Source organism: Streptomyces capitiformicae, from assembly GCF_002214185.1.
GTDB lineage: Bacteria > Actinomycetota > Actinomycetes > Streptomycetales > Streptomycetaceae > Streptomyces > Streptomyces capitiformicae.
The window spans coordinates 1,105,389-1,122,812 of record NZ_CP022161.1 but is presented as its reverse complement, the minus strand read 5'-3'; the positions used below and the strand labels follow the sequence as shown (position 1 = coordinate 1,122,812).

Genomic DNA, 17,424 nt, shown 5'->3' with positions numbered 1-17,424 from the left:
ACAAGGCCCCGTACCCGTCGTCCCCGTATCCGCCGTGCTCAGCCGCGCAGCGTCTCCTCCAGCTTGCGTGCCACGGCCGCCGCCTCGTCGCTCGGCAGGGGCGTCCCCTTCGGTCCGGTGACGTAGAAGGCGTCCACCGCGTTCGCGCCCAGCGTGCTCACATGCGCGCTGCGCACCCGTACGCTCGCGTCCTCCAGGGCCCGTCCGATGCGGTGCAGCAGACCGGGGGCGTCCTGGGCGCGCACCTCGATGACCGTGGCGTGCCGGGAGGCGGCCGCGGCCACCGTGACGCGCGGCGGGGGCGCGACCACGCCCCGGCGCCGGGGGTAGGCGGCGTCGCGCTCCGCGAGCCGTCCGGCGATGTCCAGCGAGCCGTCCAGCGCCCGTACGAGGTCGGCGCGGAGCCGGGCAGCCTGGGGCAGGGAGCCGTACTCGGCGGCCACGCGCCAGTTCAGCAGCAGTACGGAGCCCTCGACGCCGTCCGGCAGGTCGAGCGCGCTCAGCTCCGCCGTGCGCACGGTGAGCCGGTGCATGGCGAGGACGCCGGCGACCGCGGGCAGAACACCGGCCTGGTCGGGTACGGCGATGAGGAGCTCCACGCCGAGCGGCTCCGGGTCGGCCTTCTCGTCCTTCTCGTCGGCGGCCGCCTCCGTCTGCGCGCGCAGCGCCAGCACCGGCCCGCCGGTGCGGAACGCCTCGATGGCGAGCCGCTCCTCCTCGGCGGTGGGCGCGGCGGGCTCGGGCTCTTCGGGGATGTCCCCGGCGAACACCGCGGCGACCCGCTTGACCAGGTCGGCCACGAGGGAGGCACGCCACGCCGACCAGGCGGCGGGCCCGGTGGCCAGCGCGTCCGACTCGGTGAGCGCGTGCAGCAGCTCCAGCGTCCCCGGCGACCCGACGGCCTCCGCCACGGACCGGACGGTGGCCGGGTCCTCCAGATCGCGGCGCGTGGCCGTGTCGACGAGCAGCAGATGGTGCCGTACGAGCGTGGCGATCACCGCCACGTCCTCGCGGTCGAAGCCGATCCTGGCCGCCACGTCCTTGGCGATGATCTCGCCCGCCACGGAGTGGTCGCCGGGCCAGCCCTTGCCGATGTCGTGCAGCAGCGCGGCGACGAGGAGCAGGTCGGGCCGGTGGACCCGGCGGGTCAGCTCGGAGGCCCGGACGGCGGTCTCGATGAGGTGCCGGTCGACGGTCCAGATGTGCACCGCGTTGCGCTGCGGACGGCAGCGGACCCGCTCCCAGTCGGGCAGCAGCCGGGTGATGAGCCCCTCGGCCTCCAGGGCCTCCCAGACGTCCACGGTCGGCCGCCCGGAACCCAACAGGGTGACGAGCTGTTCGCGGGCCTCGGCGGGCCAGGGCGTCGGCAGTGGCCGGGCGACGGCCGCGAGGCGGCGTACGGCGTGCAGGGACAGCGGGAGTCCGGCCTGGGCGGCAGCGGCGGCGGCGCGCAGCGGCAGCACCGGGTCCCGCTCGGGCCGGGCGGCGCGCGCGAGTACGGCCTCCCCGTCCTGCTCCACCACGCCCTCGGCCAGCGGCGAGCGCTCCGCGGTCGGCTTGCCTCCGCCCAGCATGGCGCGCAGCCTGGGCCGCACGGCGCGCGATCGCAGTACGCGCCCCACTTCACGCCAGGTGACGTCACTGGCGTACGAGATGACCCGCGCGGCCTCGTACACCTGGCGAAGCAGTGTGTCGGCGTCCAGCAGACCGAGCTCGGCGGCGACCTGGTCCTGTTCCTGGAGCGCGAGCCGGTCGGTCGCGCGCCCGGTGGCGAGGTGAAGGGCGTCGCGTACGTCGAGGAGTCGGCGGCGGGCGTCGGCGAGCCCCTCGCGCGGGGCGTCGGCGAGCCAGGAGGCGGCGACGGCCCGCAGAGCGGTGGCGTCGCGCAGCCCGCCCCGGGCCTCCTTCAGGTCGGGCTCAAGGAGGTACTGCAGCTCTCCCTGCCGCTCGGCCCGCTCGGCGCACAGCTCCTGGAGTTCCGGGAGTCGCTTGGGTGCCTGGTTGCGCCAGTCGGCGAGGACGGCGGTGCGCAGTCCGGCGGTCAGTCCCAGGTCTCCGGCGAGGTGCCTGGCGTCCAGCAGCCCCAGGTGTGCCTTGAGGTCCTCGCTCGCGGTCTTGCGGGCCTCTGCGGGGGTGCGGACGGAGTGGTCGAGGGCGAGCCCCAGGTCCCAGATGGGGTACCAGATGCGGTCGGCGAGGGCGGCCACGGCCTCCTCGTCGGTCCCGTCGTGCAGGAGCAGCAGATCGAGATCGCTGCGCGGCGACAGCTCACCGCGCCCGTACCCCCCGACGGCGACCAGCGAGACCCCGCGCAGCTCCGAGGCCCCGGCGCCGAAGAGGCCCGCGAGCCAGTCGTCCGTGAGCTCGGCGAGGGCGGCACGGCGCGGCGGCCCGGACTGCGCCCCCTCCTGGAGGAGGTGCAGCCGGGCCGCCGCGTAGCCGCTGGGTCCCGAGTCCTCTGCTTGTGTACGTGCGTCCGTACTCGTCACCCAGCGACTCCTGTTCTTCTGTTCGGTCAGAGCGCGTCCGGGCCGCGCTCACCGGTCCGGACCCGTACGGCCGTCTCGACCGGGATCGACCAGACCTTGCCGTCACCGATCTTGCCGGTGCGGGCGGCCTTGACGATGACGTCGATCAGCTGCTCGGCGTCGTCGTCCTCGGCCAGCACCTCGATACGGATCTTGGGGACCAGGTCCACCGTGTACTCGGCGCCGCGGTACACCTCGGTGTGCCCGCGCTGCCGACCGTACCCACTGGCCTCGGTGACCGTAAGACCGTGCACCCCGAAGGCCTGCAGTGCTTCCTTGATCTCGTCGAGCCGGTGCGGCTTGACGACCGCGGTGATCAGCTTCATGCCTCGACCTTCTTGCTCTCAGTGGCAGCGACGCTGCTCGTCGTGGAGGAGATGTGCGACTGGGTCGCCGAGGTGAAGTCGTAAGCGGTCTCGGCGTGCTGGGCCTGGTCGACACCGGAGACCTCGTCCTCCTCGGAGGCGCGGAAGCCGATCGTCTTCTGGATGGCGAAGGCGATGATCCAGGTCACCACGAAGGTGTAGCCCATGACGGAGAAGGCACCCGTGGCCTGCTTGCCGAACTGGTCGAGGCCGCCCACACCGGTGGCGAGGAAGCCGACCATCAGGGTGCCGAGGACACCGCCGACCAGGTGGACGCCGACGACGTCGAGGGAGTCGTCGTAGCCGAGCTTGTACTTGAGGCTGACGGCCCAGGAGCAGACCGCACCGGCGACGACACCGATCAGGATGGCGCCGAAGGCGTTGACGTGACCGCCGGACGGGGTGATGGCGACGAGGCCGGCGACGGCGCCGGAGCAGGCACCGAGGGTGGTGAACGCGCCGTGGCGGATGCGCTCGTAGATCAGCCAGCCGATGATGGCCGCGGCGGTCGCGATCTGCGTGTTGATCGCCATCCGGGCGGTCGTGCCGTCGACACCGAGCCAGGAACCGGCGTTGAAGCCGAACCAGCCGAACCACAGCAGGGCGGTGCCGATCATGACCAGCGGCAGGCTGTGCGGCCGCATCGGGTCCTTCTTGAAGCCGATCCGCTTGCCCACGACGAGGACCGCGGCGAGCGCGCCGATACCGGCGTTGATGTGGACCGCGGTACCACCGGCGAAGTCGATGACACCCATCTCGAAGAGCCAGCCGCCCGGGGCCCAGACCCAGTGGGCGACCGGGAAGTAGACGATCGTGACCCAGAGGGCGACGAAGATCATCCAGGCGCCGAACTTCACGCGGTCGGCGAGCGCGCCGCTCATCAGGGCCGGGGTGATGACCGCGAACAGCATCTGGAAGAGGATGAACGCGAACGCGGCGATCTGGTGCGGCTTTTCGTCCGCGCCGGTGACGAAGCTGTCGACCGTGCTCGCGATGTCGATGCCCTTGAGGCCGATCGCGTCCAGGTTGCCGATGAACCCGCCCGCGTCACCACTGAACGCGAGGGAGTATCCGTACAGCACCCACAGGATGCTGACGATGCCCAGCGAGATGAAGGACATCATCAGCATGTTCAGCACGCTCTTCGCCCGGACCATGCCGCCGTAGAAGAGCGCCAGGCCCGGCGTCATCACCATGACGAGCGCCGCGCTGATCAATACGAATCCGGTATCTGTGCCGTTCAATGCCGGTATCTCCTCATGGTCGGAACGGCCCGTGCGGATGCTGAAGCTTGGGGGAGCTCTCGGGGAGGGCCGACTGTGCTGAGGAGATTGGCGCAGCACCGTTTCACCGGGAGATTGGAATTGTTTCCCGGACGTGACGAACGCCCGCGTCGTGTTACAGACAGGTGAAACGTAGGTCACGGAGGATTCGCCATACCTGGGGCCCCGCCCCTGCGGGCCCGGTGGCCGATAACGGTTTCGTATCCGATGGAACTCTCGGTGAAGGCCGCCAAATGAGCCGACCGCGGCGGGCCATCCGTTGACCTGGCATGGGGGAGCCGAGTCGGGCAGTTAGGGATGGCCGACCGCGGTCGGGGTCGAGCGGGCCCGCGGGGTATCGGCGGGCCGGGGGTCAGACCGCTTCGGCGGTTTCGGGGAGGTGTGCGGCGAGCTTGTCGGTGAGGTCGACGACCTCGGCGAGATCGCCGAAATCGCGTACGGCCGTGTCGACGGTCTTGCGGATACGGGTGTTGACGCGCTCGGAGCGCACCTTCTTGGCGACCTCCATGGCCCGCTGCGCCATGGTCACGCCCTGCTCGGGCTCCCGCTGGAGCAGATGCACCGTGGCCATGCCGATGAGGTTCAGCGCGTACGACCGCTGGTGTTCGGTGTCCGTGGAGAAGAGCTCGACGGCGCGGCGCATCACAGGCTCGGCCAGGGAGGCGTAGGTGGGGCTGCGGCCGGCGACATAGGCGAGATCGCGGTAGGAGTGGGAGTTCTCGCCGTGCAGTTCGGCCTCGTTGAAGAATCGGATCCAGTCGGGATCCGGGTCGTCCCATTCCTCGGCGTCGGTGAAGGTGTCCTCGGCCATCCGGACCGCCCGTTTGCACTTTCCGGGCTGGCCCATGTTCGCGTAGGCGCGGGCCTCCATCGCATACAGCATCGACTGGGTGCGCGGGCTCGCGCAGTCGCGGCTGCCGTACTGGGCGAGGTGGATCAGTTCGAGCGCGTCGTCGGGCCGGCCGAGGTGGATCATCTGCCGGCTCATGCTGGAGAGGACGTACGAGCCGAGAGGCTTGTCGCCCGCCTCCTTGGCGGCGTGCAGGGCGAGGACGAAGTATTTCTGGGCGGTGGGCTGGAGGCCGATGTCGTACGACATCCAGCCGGCCAGCTCGGCGAGTTCCGCCGCGACCTTGAACAGGCGCCTGGTGGTGGCCTCGGGCTGGGGTTCCTGGAGGAGGTCGGTCACCTCGTGCAGCTGGCCGACGACCGCCTTGCGGCGCAGACCGCCGCCGCACTGGGCGTCCCACTGCCGGAACATCGCCGTGGTGGACTCCAGGAGCTCCAGCTCCGGCTGGGAGAGGCGTCCGCCACGGCGGACGGCGGCGGGCGGCTCCGGTTCCGCACGCGGGACGAGGGGCGAGGGGACGAGCCAGCGCTGCATCGGCTCGATGAGGGCCGGGCCCGCGGACAGGGCCAGCGAGCTCCCGAGGAAGCCGCGCCGCGCCAGCATCAGGTCGCTGCGCGAGAACTCGCTGATCAGCGCCACGGTCTGCGGGCCCGTCCAGGGCAGGTCGACGCCGGACACCGACGGTGACTGGTGAGCGGCGCGCAGCCCCAGGTCCTCCACGGCGACCACACAACCGAACCGCTCGGAGAACAACTCGGACAGGATCCGGGGGATCGGCTCGCGTGGGTTCTCCCCGTCGAGCCAGCGGCGCACACGGGAGGTGTCGGTGGAGATGTGGTTGGCCCCGAGCTGGCGGGCCCGGCGGTTCACCTGCCGGGCGAGCTCGCCCTTGGACCAGCCGCTGCGGACGAACCACGAGCCCAACAGTTCGTTCGGGCGCTTCTCAGCGTTCGTGCCGCTTCCGCCGTTGCCGCCCACTGGAACGCCCCCATCCCTGAAACCCACCTGTGCGCTTACACGCTGTGTGCGCAAAGCCCTACCAGAATGCCGGTTACCACGCCGTACGTCCGATGGCTCCCACCCTTCGAACGGAAAGACGACTTGCCTCCGGCATACCCACGAGCGCGAACGTCCCCAGATCCCGTGCACTCAAAGTAATCCCACGATCACCCGAACAGCCACGACGGTTCCATAAACGCCACCTTTCGCCACCCCTTCGGATGAACTCACGGACGTCAGTACGCGATTCACTTGACACATGACGGCCGGGAGTGGGCGGAGTGACGCACTCAGGGGCGCGCGTCACGGACCGCACCACCGGGTGTGCTGCGCTGCGCCATTCGGGTGGCAACACAGCGTCACATTCCGCCTCCGTCGCGTAACCACCGGCGCGCTGGACCCGTTGGAGGGGGCATGGGCTTCACGATCGGCGGTATTCGGGAGATGCGTATCCGGGAGATGCGTTCGGGTACGCGGCGGCGTGGCCGTACCTCGGAGTGCACGGCCGTGGCCGAGTTCACCGGCCTCTGGGGATGGGACGTCGTCCCCGGCGCACGGACGGCTTCGGGCGCGTGCTCATGCGGCAAGGCGCACTGCGCCGCGCCTGGCGCACATCCCCTCGACTTCGCTCCCCCGGTCCGCGCCGGGGCCACGCTCGACGAGGTGAGCGAGGCCTGGGCCCAGTTCCCCGGCGCCTCGATCATGCTGCCGGTCGGCCGTTCCTTCGACGTGATCGAGGTTGCCGAGCCCGCCGGGCGGCACGCCCTGGTCCGGCTGGAGCGCATGGGCCTCCCGCTCGGCCCGGTGATCGCCGCCCCCGAGGGTCGCGCGCACTTCCTCGTCGCCCCGGGCGCGGCGGCCGAGCTGCCCGAGCTGCTCTACCGCATGGGCTGGGACGACCCCTCCGCCCTGGACCTGCGGGGCCTCGGCCCCGGCACCCACGTCACCGCCCCGCCCTCCGACCGCGCCGGCCTCGGCCCGGCCCGCTGGCTCCGCTCCCCGGCCCTCGACTCGGCGACGAAGCCGCCGGCCCCGCGGCTACTGCTCGGAACGCTGGCGTACGTGGCGCACCGGTCGCGTGCTTAGGCGGTGTCTGAAAGCCCCGCACACGTACGGACACAGCGAAGCGCCCGTCCCCCACACGTTGGGGGCGGGCGCTTCTTTGGTCACCGCCGAAATTTCGGAGGTGACTACTCTCCGATAAGGGCGTCAACGAACGCCTCCGGCTCGAACGGTGCCAGGTCGTCGGCGCCCTCTCCGAGGCCGACGAGCTTGACGGGCACGCCCAGCTCACGCTGTACGGCGATGACGATGCCACCCTTGGCGGTGCCGTCCAGCTTGGTCAGCACGATGCCGGTGATGTCCACGACCTCGGCGAAGACGCGGGCCTGCACGAGCCCGTTCTGACCGGTGGTGGCGTCGAGGACGAGCAGGATCTCGTCCAGCGGCGCATGCTTCTCCACCACACGCTTGACCTTGCCGAGCTCGTCCATGAGGCCGGTCTTGGTGTGCAGCCGGCCGGCGGTGTCGATGAGGACGACGTCGGCGCCCTCCTCGATGCCCTCCTTGACCGCGTCGAAGGCGATGGACGCCGGGTCGCCGCCCTCGGGACCGCGCACCGTACGGGCGCCGACCCGCTCGCCCCAGGTCTGCAGCTGGTCGGCGGCGGCGGCCCGGAAGGTGTCGGCGGCTCCGAGCACGACGTTCTTGCCGTCGGCGACGAGGACACGGGCGAGCTTGCCGGTGGTGGTGGTCTTGCCGGTGCCGTTGACGCCGACGACCATCACGATGCCCGGGGTGTCGAGCGGCGAGTCGGTCTTGACCGCGCGGTCGAACTCGGGGACGAGGATCTTGAGCAGCTCCTCGCGCAGCAGCCCGCGCAGCTCCGCCGGGGTACGGGTGCCGAGCACCTTCACCCGCGCGCGCAGCTGTTCGACCAGCTCCTGGGTGGGCTGGACGCCGACGTCGGCGGTGAGGAGGGTGTCCTCGATCTCCTCCCAGGTGTCGTCGTCGAGGTGCTCGCGCGCGAGGAGCGTGAGCAGCCCCTTGCCGAGCGCGTTCTGCGAGCGGGAGAGCCGGGCGCGCAGCCGTACGAGACGGCCGGCGGTCGGTTCGGGGATCTCGATCGCGGGGGCGGCCGGGGGCTCCTCGACGGCGACGGGTGCCGTCGCCGTGGCGTCCGGGAGGTCCACCTCCTCGATCGTTCTGCGCGGTTCTTCGCGCGGCGTCTCGGCCTCGTCGCCGACGTGCGGCTCGGCCGGGGGCGCGGTGATGTCCGGGGTGGTGGGGGGTGCCGGGGGCAGCGGCTTCTTCCTGCGGCTGCCTACGACGAGCCCGCCCAGCACGCCGAGCACGACCACGGCGATGACTAGGGCAAGGATGAGAATTTCCATAACAGAGCCAGTATGGCGTGACCTGCCACCCATCGGATCGTCAGGCACGTCGGGGCTACGGACCCCACCGGGCTGGTTCCAACCCGGCTGGTGCCGATCGCGTAAGACTCGACCGCTCGCTGGGCGATCAAGCGGCGTGAGCCAGGAATCCCCGCTTACGACGGGGAGGGTTCAAAACGGGTCCAGTATGCGAGTCCCGTCTCGGGTACGCGGAGACGCGTCCCCAGGGTGTGTGACGGCCCATGCAGTGGGTCGTCACACACCCTCCCATAGAAACCTGACGCTTAATCAGCTAACGTCCCCCTCCACACCCTCCGAAGGGGACCTGTCATGCCCGTCACGGTCGTCCGTTTCAATCTGGTCGAGCCCGGGGCGACGCCCGCCTCGCTCGGCGCCCGTTACCGGGCCGCCGTCGAGATGGCCGCGTACGCCGATGAACAGGGCATCAGCACGGTGCAGACGGAGGAACACCACGGGGTCCCCAACAACTGGCTGCCGTCGCCGTTCGTCTTCGCGGGGGCCGTGTTCGGAGCGACCCGCCGGATCGCGGTGACCGTGTCCGCGATGATCGGTCCGCTGCACGACCCGTTGCGGCTGGCCGAGGACATCGCCGTACTGGACCTGGTGAGCGGCGGTCGGCTGGTGACCGTCGCCGGGATCGGGTACCGGCCGCAGGAGTACGCCCAGTTCGACGTGGACTGGAAGGGGCGGGGGCGACTCCAGGACGAGCTGCTGGAGACCCTGCTCCGGGCGTGGACCGGTGAGCCCTTCACCTACCGGGGTCGTACGGTCCGGGTCACCCCGCGCCCTGGCACCCAGCCGCATCCCCTGCTGCTGGTCGGCGGCTCGTCGAAGGCGGCGGCACGGCGGGCGGCACGTCTCGGGCTGCCGTTCTTCCCGAGCGCGCATCTGCCGGAGCTGGAGGCGTACTACAAGGAGCGGCTCGTGGAGTACGGCACCGAGGGGTGGACGATGATGCCCGCCGCCGAGACGCCGTTGCTGCACGTCGCCGAGGATCCGGACCGGGGCTGGGCCGAGTACGGCGGGCATTTCCTGCACGAGGCGCGGACGTACGCGTCCTGGCAGTCGGCCGGTATCCGGTCGGCCGTGCGGTCGGCGGCGACGACAGTGGACGAGTTGCGCGCCGAGGGTGTGTACAGGATCGTCACGCCGGACGAGTGCGTGGCGCTGGGCCTCGACACCTACGTACTGCATCCGCTGGCGGGCGGAATGCCGGTGGAGGAGGGATGGCGAGGGCTTCGGCTCTTCGCCGAGCAGGTACTGCCCCGGCTGAACGGCTGACTCGGCCGGAACTACCGGAGCCGCTGACTGATCACTTTCGACACCCCGTCGCCCTGCATGGACACGCCGTAGAGCGCGTCGGCGACCTCCATGGTCCGCTTCTGGTGGGTGATCACGATCAGCTGCGACGCCTCCTGCAGCTCCTGCATGATGCGGATCAGCCGCTGCAGGTTGGTGTCGTCCAGGGCCGCCTCGACCTCGTCCATGACATAGAACGGGCTGGGCCGCGCCTTGAAGATCGACACGAGCATCGCGACGGCGGTCAGCGACCGCTCGCCACCGGAGAGCAGCGACAGCCGCTTGACCTTCTTGCCGGGAGGCCGGGCCTCCACGTCCACGCCCGTGGTGAGCATGTTGTCGGGGTCGGTGAGGATCAACCGCCCCTCACCCCCCGGGAAGAGCCGACTGAAGACGCCCTCGAACTCACGGGCGGTGTCCCGGTACGCCTCGGTGAAGACCTGTTCGACGCGCTCGTCGACCTCCTTCACCACCTGAAGCAGATCGGCGCGGGTCTTCTTCAGGTCCTCCAGCTGCTCGCTGAGGAACTTGTGCCGCTCCTCCAGCGCCGCGAACTCCTCCAGCGCCAGCGGATTGACCTTGCCGAGCTGCTGGTACGCCCGCTCGGCAGCCTTGAGCCGCTTCTCCTGCTCGGCACGGTGGAACGGCTTGGGCCGGTTACGGGGATGCTCCGGGTCCTCCGGCAGCTCCTCGCCCTCAGCGGGCGGTGACGGCGGTACGAGCTGATCGGGCCCGTACTCGGCGACCAGACCCTCCGGTTCGACGCCCAGCTCCTCCAGCGCCTTCGTCTCCAGTTGCTCTATCCGCATCCGCTTCTCGGCGCCGAGCACCTCTCCCCGGTGCACGGAGTCGGTCAGCTTGTCCAGCTCGGCCTTGAGATCACGCCCCTCGTTCCGCGCCTGCGCCAGCTCCTGCTCCCGACGCGCCTTGGCGGCGTCGGCCGCGGTGCGCTCCGCCTCCGCGCGGGCGAGGGAGACCTCGACGTGGGCCAGCAGCTGCCGGGTGCCGGACGCGACGGCCTCCGCCACGGCCGCCTCGTGCCGCAGCCGCGCCCGGCGCTGCTCGGCCCTGGCCCGCGCCTCGCGCTCGGCGCGCGCGGCCCGGTCGAGCGAGTCGGCGCGCCCGGCCAGCCCTTTGACCCGCTCCTCGTGCGTACGCACCTGGAGCCGGGCCTCCATCTCGGTCTGCCGCGCGTTGGCCCCGTCCGCCGCCAGCCGATCCCGTACGGACGTGTCGGGCTCCTCCTCGACGGGCATCTCCTCGGCCACAGCAAGCCGCTCGGCCAGCTCCTCGGCTTCCTGTACGGCCTTGTCGAGCGCCTCCTGGGCCCGCGCGGCCGCGGCGGTGGACCGCTCGGCCTCCCCGGCGGCACCCCTCGCCTGCCCGGCGAGCCGCCCGAGCTGCTGGGCGACCGCGGACTTCTCCCGCTCGGCCGCCCGGCGCCGCTCCCCCAGCTCCTCCACGAGCCCGGCCCGTTCCCGGCGCAGCTCGACCGCGCTCTCCTGGGCCTCGGCCAACTCCTCGCACCGTACGGCCAGTTCCTCCAGCTCGGCCGCCGCCTCGTCGACGGACGCCTGCACCTCCAGCAGACTCGGCGCGCCCGCGGAGCCGCCGTGTGCGAAGTGCGCCCCGAGCAGGTCGCCTTCGGCGGTGACCGCGGTGAGGTCAGGGCGTGTTTGAACGAGGTCTTCGGCGTCTTCGAGGGTGCCGACCACGACGATGCGGTGGAGTAGGCGGTGCACGGCGGGCATGAGGTCGGCCGGGCCGCGGACGAGATCGGTGGCGAAGTGCCCGATAGGGGGTGCGGTGCGCCCGGCGGGGGGTGCCGGGAGAGGCCGTCGTTCGTCCGCGGGTGCGTCGTGGCCGGTCGCGCAGTTCCCCGCGCCCCTTTGGGGCGGCGCTGTCCCTGGGGGCGGTGTCAAGTCCTCCGGTGCGCCCGCCAGCAGCAGCGCTGCCCGGCCCGCGTCCTGCTTGCGCAGCAGTCGGATCGCCTCGGCGGCCGATGCCGGGGTTGTCACCGCGATCGCGTCGGCCGCCGCGCCGAAGGCTGCCGCCAGGGCGACCTCGTGGCCCGGGGACACCGTCAGCAGTTCGGCGGCCGGACCCAGCAATCCTCCGAGCCGATCCTTCGCGTTGAGCAGCGCGCCCGATCCGTCCTTGCGGCGCAGGCCCATGGCCAGGGCCTCGTGGCGGGCCTGGGTGGCGGCGCGGCGGCGTTCGGCGGTGGTGGTGGCCTCGCGGGCGGCGGTGAGGGCGGACTCGGCCTCGGCCAGGGCTCGCTTGGCGGCGTCGTGCTGTTCGGCGAGTTCGGTGTCGTCGGCGTCGAGGCCGTCGACCTCGGCCTTCAGCGCCTCGTACTCCTCCTGGGCGGCGGCGGCACGTTCCCGCGCCTCGTCGCGGGCGGCGGCGAGGCGGTCGATCTCGGCCTGGGCGGAGGCCGCGCGGGAGCGGGCGGCGTTGACCTGGCCGCCCAGTCGGGCGAGGCTCTCGCGGCGGTCGGCGATGGAGCGCGCGACGTCCTTCAGGCGACGCTCCTCGACGGCCAGCTCACGCTCCAGTTCGGCCCGGTGGTCAACCGTGTCCTCCAAGGCGCGCTCGGCGGCTTCGAGGGCCGCTTCGAGCTCGGCCTCCTGTTCACGGATGCGGGCGGCCTCGCGCTCCATGTCCTCGGGGTCGCGTCCGCGCCGCTCCTCGGGCGGGGCCGAGGTGGCGCTCTTCACCCGGGCGTCAGCCAGGGAGATCGTGCCGCGCACCCGCTCGGCGAGCTGTGACAGCTCGTACCAGGTCTCCTGGGCCCGTTGCAGACGCGGGGTGAGCCGCCGTACCTCGTCCTCCAGGAGCGCCTCACGCTGGAGGGCCTTCTTGAGCTCGACCTCGGCGGCCTCCTTGCGCTGCTTCAGCGCCGCCTCGTCGGCGATCTCGTTCTGCAGCGCCCCCCGGAGTCGTACGAGATCGTCGGCCAGCAGCCTGAGGCGCGCGTCCCGCAGGTCCGCCTGGATGACGGCGGCCCGGCGGGCGACGGCGGCCTGGCGGCCGAGGGGCTTGAGCTGGCGGCGGAGTTCGTCGGTGAGGTCCTGGACGCGGGCCAGGTTGGCCTGCATGGCGTCCAGTTTCCTGAGCGCCTTCTCTTTGCGCTTGCGGTGCTTGAGGACGCCGGCGGCCTCCTCGATGAAGGCGCGGCGGCCCATGGGGTCGGCGTGCAGGACGGAGTCGAGCTGGCCCTGGCCGACGATGACGTGCATCTCGCGGCCGATGCCGGAGTCGGAGAGGAGTTCCTGGATGTCGAGGAGACGGCAGGTGTCGCCGTTGATCTGGTACTCGCTGCCGCCGTTGCGGAACATGATCCGCGTGATCGTGACCTCGGTGTACTCGATGGGAAGGGCCCCGTCGGAGTTGTCGATGGTCAGGGACACCTCGGCGCGGCCGAGCGGGGGGCGCCCGGTGGTGCCGGCGAAGATGACGTCCTCCATCTTGCCGCCGCGCAGCGACTTCGCGCCCTGCTCGCCCATGACCCAACTGAGCGCGTCCACGACATTGGACTTGCCCGAGCCGTTCGGTCCGACGACACACGTGATACCCGGCTCGAACCGGAGTGTGGTCGCCGAGGCGAACGATTTGAACCCGCGGAGGGTCAGGGCCTTGAGGTGCACGCCGCTGGACTCTACCTCCCGGCTTTGTCTCACTCCATGAACGCGCGGTTTCACCCATGAACGCGCAGGGCACACCACACGTTAAAGAGCGTGAGAAGCACCGTTCACGAGTGTGGGGACGCACGGGGGAAAGAAAGAAGGGACGCCTCAGGAAGGCGTCCCTTGCAGATCTGACAACTTAGCGGTTGATACGGGCAGCCCAACCACTGCTGTCGTGGTGCCATGCGTTGCAGTGATCAGGTGAGCGCAGGCTCCGCCTGGTGTGCGTCGAGCTCCATGAGCGAGTCGTGAGAAGCGGCAGCCGTCAACGCGTCGTTCTCCGCCTGGATCCGTACGAGCTCGGATTCCAGGTCCTGGACGCGCTGCTGGAGCCGTCGCATCTCGGCGAGGAGTCGCGGGTCGGAGCCGCCGACGTAACCGAGAAGCGCCTTTGCCATGATGGATGGTCCTCCACACTGAGTGACCGACCGAAGCGGTGTGGGTCGTGAGGGAATCGCACCCGCGGTGCTTGGCACTATTGAGTTTTGCTGCCGTTCATCCATGCCAAACAGCTAAGGTGCGCGGGGCTTTCAGCGTCTCACCAAAAAGTTTGACGGTCAACACGATCACGCCCCGCATTGGCGGACGACCCGGTGGCGCGCGGCCCTCGATGGGCGGCGCGGCGGCACTTCCGGGACCTCTCCTGGCCGACGGAGCGAGGGGATCATCCTCGGCGCGGAGCTTGCCATGGACAGTGCGCTCTTGGCAACCACCTGCACATTTCTGGTTTGTGCATGCCACTGACATATGCCAGCGGCATGCACTTCCGCCGTACCCGCCTCGCTTCACTGAGCCCGGTCAGCGGATGGCGAAGCCGTCGTAGCCCCCTCGGGGTGTGTCCCAGATCTCGGTGACCCCGTCCACGCGCCCGGGCGTGTCGTCGCCCTGGAGCCACTCCAGCAGCCCTTGACAGGCCTCGCGAGTACCCTCGGCGACCACCTGTACGCGTCCGTCGGCCAAATTGAGAGCAAAACCACTCAGCCCGCCGATCTCCAGCGCCCTGGCCCGCGTGAACCAGCGGAAACCCACACCTTGCACCCGTCCACGCACCCAGGCGACCAGCCGCACATCCTCGCTCATGCCTGCACGCTAACGGGCCAATGTCTCCCAGGCCCCTCCCTCCCCCGGCGCCATGCTGTACCGTCCCGATCCAATGAATCTCATATGAAACTCACTCGTTCGTGTGAGGTTCGTGAAGGCGACGATCACAACGTTGACAACACCCCCAACGTTGACCGCAGGACAGCGCAAGGACGAGGAAGGCCAGACAATGGGACGCCACCGACGCTCCGCCGCCGGCCGCGCCGCCACGGGCCGCGCCACCGGAGTCACCGATACGGGCCCGGAGCCGCACTACGGCCCGGAGAACCTGTACGGGTTCGCCGCGTTCTTGGAGGCCGACGCCCAGGCGGCGTCGCGTTCCGGTGGTTCACGCCGCCGTAAGAAGAAGGCCGTCACGCCCGTGAAGTCCGGCCTGCTCGGTGTGTCCGCCGCCGTGGCCCTCGGCACCGTCGCGGTCGCGACCGGTGTGCTGCCGGGCGGCGACAAGTACACGGTCAGCGGTGGCGCCAGTCCCGAGACGGTGGTTCCGGCCGGCTCGCCGACGGGCGCGGCGGCCCAGCAGGGCGGCACGGACGGCGCCGCCGAGCAGCGCGAGGACGAGTCCACCAGCCGCGACTCCCAGCGCGAGGCCTCACCTTCGGCCGGCCCGTCCACCAAGACGCCCACGCCGCCCAAGACGCCCTCCGAAGAAGCAGACAAGGGCTCCGGCTCGAAGAAGACCCAGAAGCCGAAGCCCGAGCCCACCAAGGAGAAGGAGAAGACTTCCCCGGCGGAGATCTCCTCGGAGACCCAGGCCGAGGCGGCGGTCCTCCAGCTGGTCAACGAGGAGCGGGCCAAGGCGGGCTGCGACCCGGTCGCGGCGAACAGCACGCTGGCGAAGCTGGCTCAGCTGTTCAGCGAGGACATGGCCCTGCGGGCCTTCTTCGACCACACGAACCCCGACGGCCTGGACCCGTGGGACCGCGCGGCCGCCCTCGGGATCACCGGCCTCGGCGGCGAGAACATAGCCCGCGGCCAGGCCACCGCCGAGGCGGTCATGGAGGCCTGGATGAACAGCCCCGGCCACCGTGCGAACATCCTGAACTGCGACTTCAAGACCCTCGGCGTCGGTGTGCACATGGCCGACGGGGGGCCGTGGTGGACGCAGGACTTCGGTTACTAGTGCCCTGGCAGGCAACGTTTGCCCGTCAAGGAGCGGCGTCCGGTGCGTGCTCTCGGTGTACCGGCCGGAAGGCCCCGTAGACGGACTGGATGTACTTGGGCTTTCGGCCGGTGCGGCGGTGGGGCCCCTCCCGCTCATGGGGGCCCCTCCCGCTCGAGCGAAGCCGAGAGTGGGGGAGAAGCCGAGAGTGAAGGAGAAGCCGAGAGTGGGGGAGCGTGCCGGGCGTCGCGACGGGGCGAACGTTGCCTGTCGGGGCACTAGAGGGGCGTACCGCGGGGCGCGTCCGCCGAGGCGCGCACACCCCGGCGCGCTAACCGCGAGTTAGTGCAACCTTCTGGTTAGCGCTGCGCCGGAGTATCCTCGACGTATGGAATCAGCCGCGCAGACCGCCGTGACGCCCGCGCAGGCCGCCGCGTGCGCGGATGGTGCGAACCTCGACGACCTGCCCTTCGACGTGTTCGCCAGGAACTGCCCGTCCCGAGGCACCCTGGAGCACGTCACCGGCCGCTGGGGCGGTCTCACGCTCTGCGCGCTGCACGAGGGCACGCTCCGCTTCAACGAGCTGCGCCGACGGGTCGACGGCGTCAGCGAGAAGATGCTCTCCCAGACCCTCCACGCCCTGGAGCGCGACGGTCTGGTCCACCGCGAGGCCCAGCCCACGAACCCGCCCCGCGTCGACTACACGCTCACCCCGCTCGGCCGCGAGGTCGCCGAGCGCCTGCTGTCCCTCATCCACTGTGTGGAGGACCGCATGGAGGATGTGCTCCGGGCACGCGAGCGCTACGACGAGACGCGCGGCGCCCGCTGACACGTCGGGCAGTAATAGCTGGACCGGTTCATCCAGGGGCGCCGCCGCATCGGCGTGGCACAGCGTCGGCAGGGCAGCCCCTCCCGCCCGTACGCGTCGAGTGAGCGGTCGAAGTACCCCGACTCGCCGTTGACGTTGACGTACAGGCTGTCGAAGCTCGTGCCGCCGACCTCCAGGGCCGCGTTCATCACATCCCGTATGTGCCCCAGGAGTTCGGTGGTGCGGGGGCGCGTGAAACCGGCGGTCGGGCGCTCGTAGTGGACTCGTGCGCGCCAAAGCGCCTCGTCCGCGTAGATGTTGCCGACGCCGCTGATCAGCGACTGGTCGAGCAGGGCCCGTTTGATGGTCGTACGCTTGCGCCGCAGCGACTGATGGAAGGCCTCGGCGTCGAACAGCGGGTCGAGGGGGTCTCGGGCGATGTGGCCGATGACGTCCGGCAGGCCGTCGGGGATCGTGTCGTGCAACGACAGTCCCCCGAAGGTGCGTTGGTCGACGAAGCGGAGTTCGGTACCGAGGGCGTCCGCGAACCGTACGCGGATCCTGAGGTGCTTCTCGTCGACCGCGTCGTGCGGCTGCACGAGCAGCTGGCCGCTCATCCCGAGATGGGCGAGAACCGCGATTCCGGTGTCCTCGACGGGCAGCCACAGATACTTCCCACGCCGACTCGGCTCACCGATCCGGTACCCCTTGAGCCGGTGCGCGAAGTCGTCCGGCCCGGCGAGATGCCGCCTGATCGCCCTTGGGTGCAGGACCTCCACATCGGCGACCGTCCGGCGGGCCACCCACCGCTCCAGCCCTCGCCGTACGACTTCGACCTCGGGAAGCTCAGGCATGGGGCTCCTCTTCAGGGGCGCGGGGCTGTGTCGATGTGCGGCTCCGCCGCGCGGGCGCGAGCGACAACACACAACCCGCACCCACCCAACAACCCCGACCCCCCGAGCTGGAGGCGCTCAGGGGGTCCCGTT

At 70.7% G+C, this 17,424-nt stretch carries 13 protein-coding genes; 4 read left to right on the top strand and 9 right to left on the bottom strand.

Translation table 11 applies throughout. From position 1 onward, the window contains the following. Positions 1–38: 38 nt before the first annotated feature. The 4 genes from CES90_RS05105 to nsdA form a co-directional block, all read right to left on the bottom strand. Complete coding sequence (locus CES90_RS05105; protein ID WP_189782548.1) at positions 39–2,489, bottom strand: [protein-PII] uridylyltransferase; 2,451 nt, start codon at positions 2,487–2,489, stop codon at positions 39–41. A 26-nt stretch (positions 2,490–2,515) separates the two neighbouring features. Next, positions 2,516–2,854 (bottom strand): P-II family nitrogen regulator, encoded by a 339-nt coding sequence (locus CES90_RS05100; RefSeq protein ID WP_009308760.1) that lies wholly within the window; start codon positions 2,852–2,854, stop codon positions 2,516–2,518. Further along, the gene (locus tag CES90_RS05095) at positions 2,851–4,137 is read right to left on the bottom strand and encodes an ammonium transporter (RefSeq protein ID WP_189782547.1); all 1,287 of its coding nucleotides are present in this window, start codon (positions 4,135–4,137) and stop codon (positions 2,851–2,853) included. Before CES90_RS05095 ends, CES90_RS05100 begins: the two co-directional genes overlap by 4 nt. Before the next feature lie 391 nt (positions 4,138–4,528). Continuing rightward, positions 4,529–6,004: a transcriptional repressor NsdA gene (gene nsdA, locus CES90_RS05090; RefSeq protein ID WP_189782546.1), complete on the bottom strand. Its 1,476-nt coding sequence runs from the start codon at positions 6,002–6,004 to the stop codon at positions 4,529–4,531. 435 nt (positions 6,005–6,439) lie between these two features. Here nsdA and CES90_RS05085 point away from each other — a divergent pair, with 435 nt between their 5' ends. After that, positions 6,440–7,111 (top strand): bifunctional DNA primase/polymerase, encoded by a 672-nt coding sequence (locus CES90_RS05085; RefSeq protein WP_189782545.1) that lies wholly within the window; start codon positions 6,440–6,442, stop codon positions 7,109–7,111. Between the two features lie 104 nt (positions 7,112–7,215). Here CES90_RS05085 and ftsY read toward each other — a convergent pair whose 3' ends face one another. Beyond that, entirely contained in the window at positions 7,216–8,418 is a 1,203-nt protein-coding gene (gene ftsY, locus CES90_RS05080; RefSeq protein WP_189782544.1) for a signal recognition particle-docking protein FtsY, read from the bottom strand. A 330-nt stretch (positions 8,419–8,748) separates the two neighbouring features. Here ftsY and CES90_RS05075 point away from each other — a divergent pair, with 330 nt between their 5' ends. Continuing rightward, positions 8,749–9,720 (top strand): LLM class flavin-dependent oxidoreductase, encoded by a 972-nt coding sequence (locus CES90_RS05075; protein ID WP_189782543.1) that lies wholly within the window; start codon positions 8,749–8,751, stop codon positions 9,718–9,720. 11 nt (positions 9,721–9,731) lie between these two features. Here the strand turns inward: CES90_RS05075 and CES90_RS05070 are convergent, their stop codons facing one another. The 3 genes from CES90_RS05070 to CES90_RS05060 form a co-directional block, all read right to left on the bottom strand. After that, positions 9,732–13,388, bottom strand: a complete 3,657-nt coding sequence (locus CES90_RS05070; RefSeq protein ID WP_189782542.1) for an AAA family ATPase — start codon at positions 13,386–13,388, stop codon at positions 9,732–9,734. 236 nt (positions 13,389–13,624) lie between these two features. Then, positions 13,625–13,825: a hypothetical protein gene (locus CES90_RS05065; RefSeq protein WP_149825411.1), complete on the bottom strand. Its 201-nt coding sequence runs from the start codon at positions 13,823–13,825 to the stop codon at positions 13,625–13,627. A gap of 400 nt (positions 13,826–14,225) precedes the next feature. Next, positions 14,226–14,507 (bottom strand): acylphosphatase, encoded by a 282-nt coding sequence (locus CES90_RS05060; protein WP_189782541.1) that lies wholly within the window; start codon positions 14,505–14,507, stop codon positions 14,226–14,228. A gap of 190 nt (positions 14,508–14,697) precedes the next feature. Between CES90_RS05060 and CES90_RS05055 the strand changes: the two genes are divergently transcribed. Continuing rightward, entirely contained in the window at positions 14,698–15,651 is a 954-nt protein-coding gene (locus tag CES90_RS05055) for a CAP domain-containing protein (RefSeq protein WP_189782540.1), read from the top strand. 367 nt (positions 15,652–16,018) lie between these two features. Further along, positions 16,019–16,459, top strand: a complete 441-nt coding sequence (locus tag CES90_RS05050; protein ID WP_229913761.1) for a winged helix-turn-helix transcriptional regulator — start codon at positions 16,019–16,021, stop codon at positions 16,457–16,459. On the opposite strand, the gene mutM is transcribed toward CES90_RS05050, so the two are convergent. Further along, positions 16,432–17,292 (bottom strand): bifunctional DNA-formamidopyrimidine glycosylase/DNA-(apurinic or apyrimidinic site) lyase, encoded by an 861-nt coding sequence (gene mutM, locus CES90_RS05045; RefSeq protein ID WP_189782539.1) that lies wholly within the window; start codon positions 17,290–17,292, stop codon positions 16,432–16,434. The two genes, CES90_RS05050 and mutM, sit on opposite strands and share 28 nt — an antisense overlap. Positions 17,293–17,424: the final 132 nt, after the last annotated feature.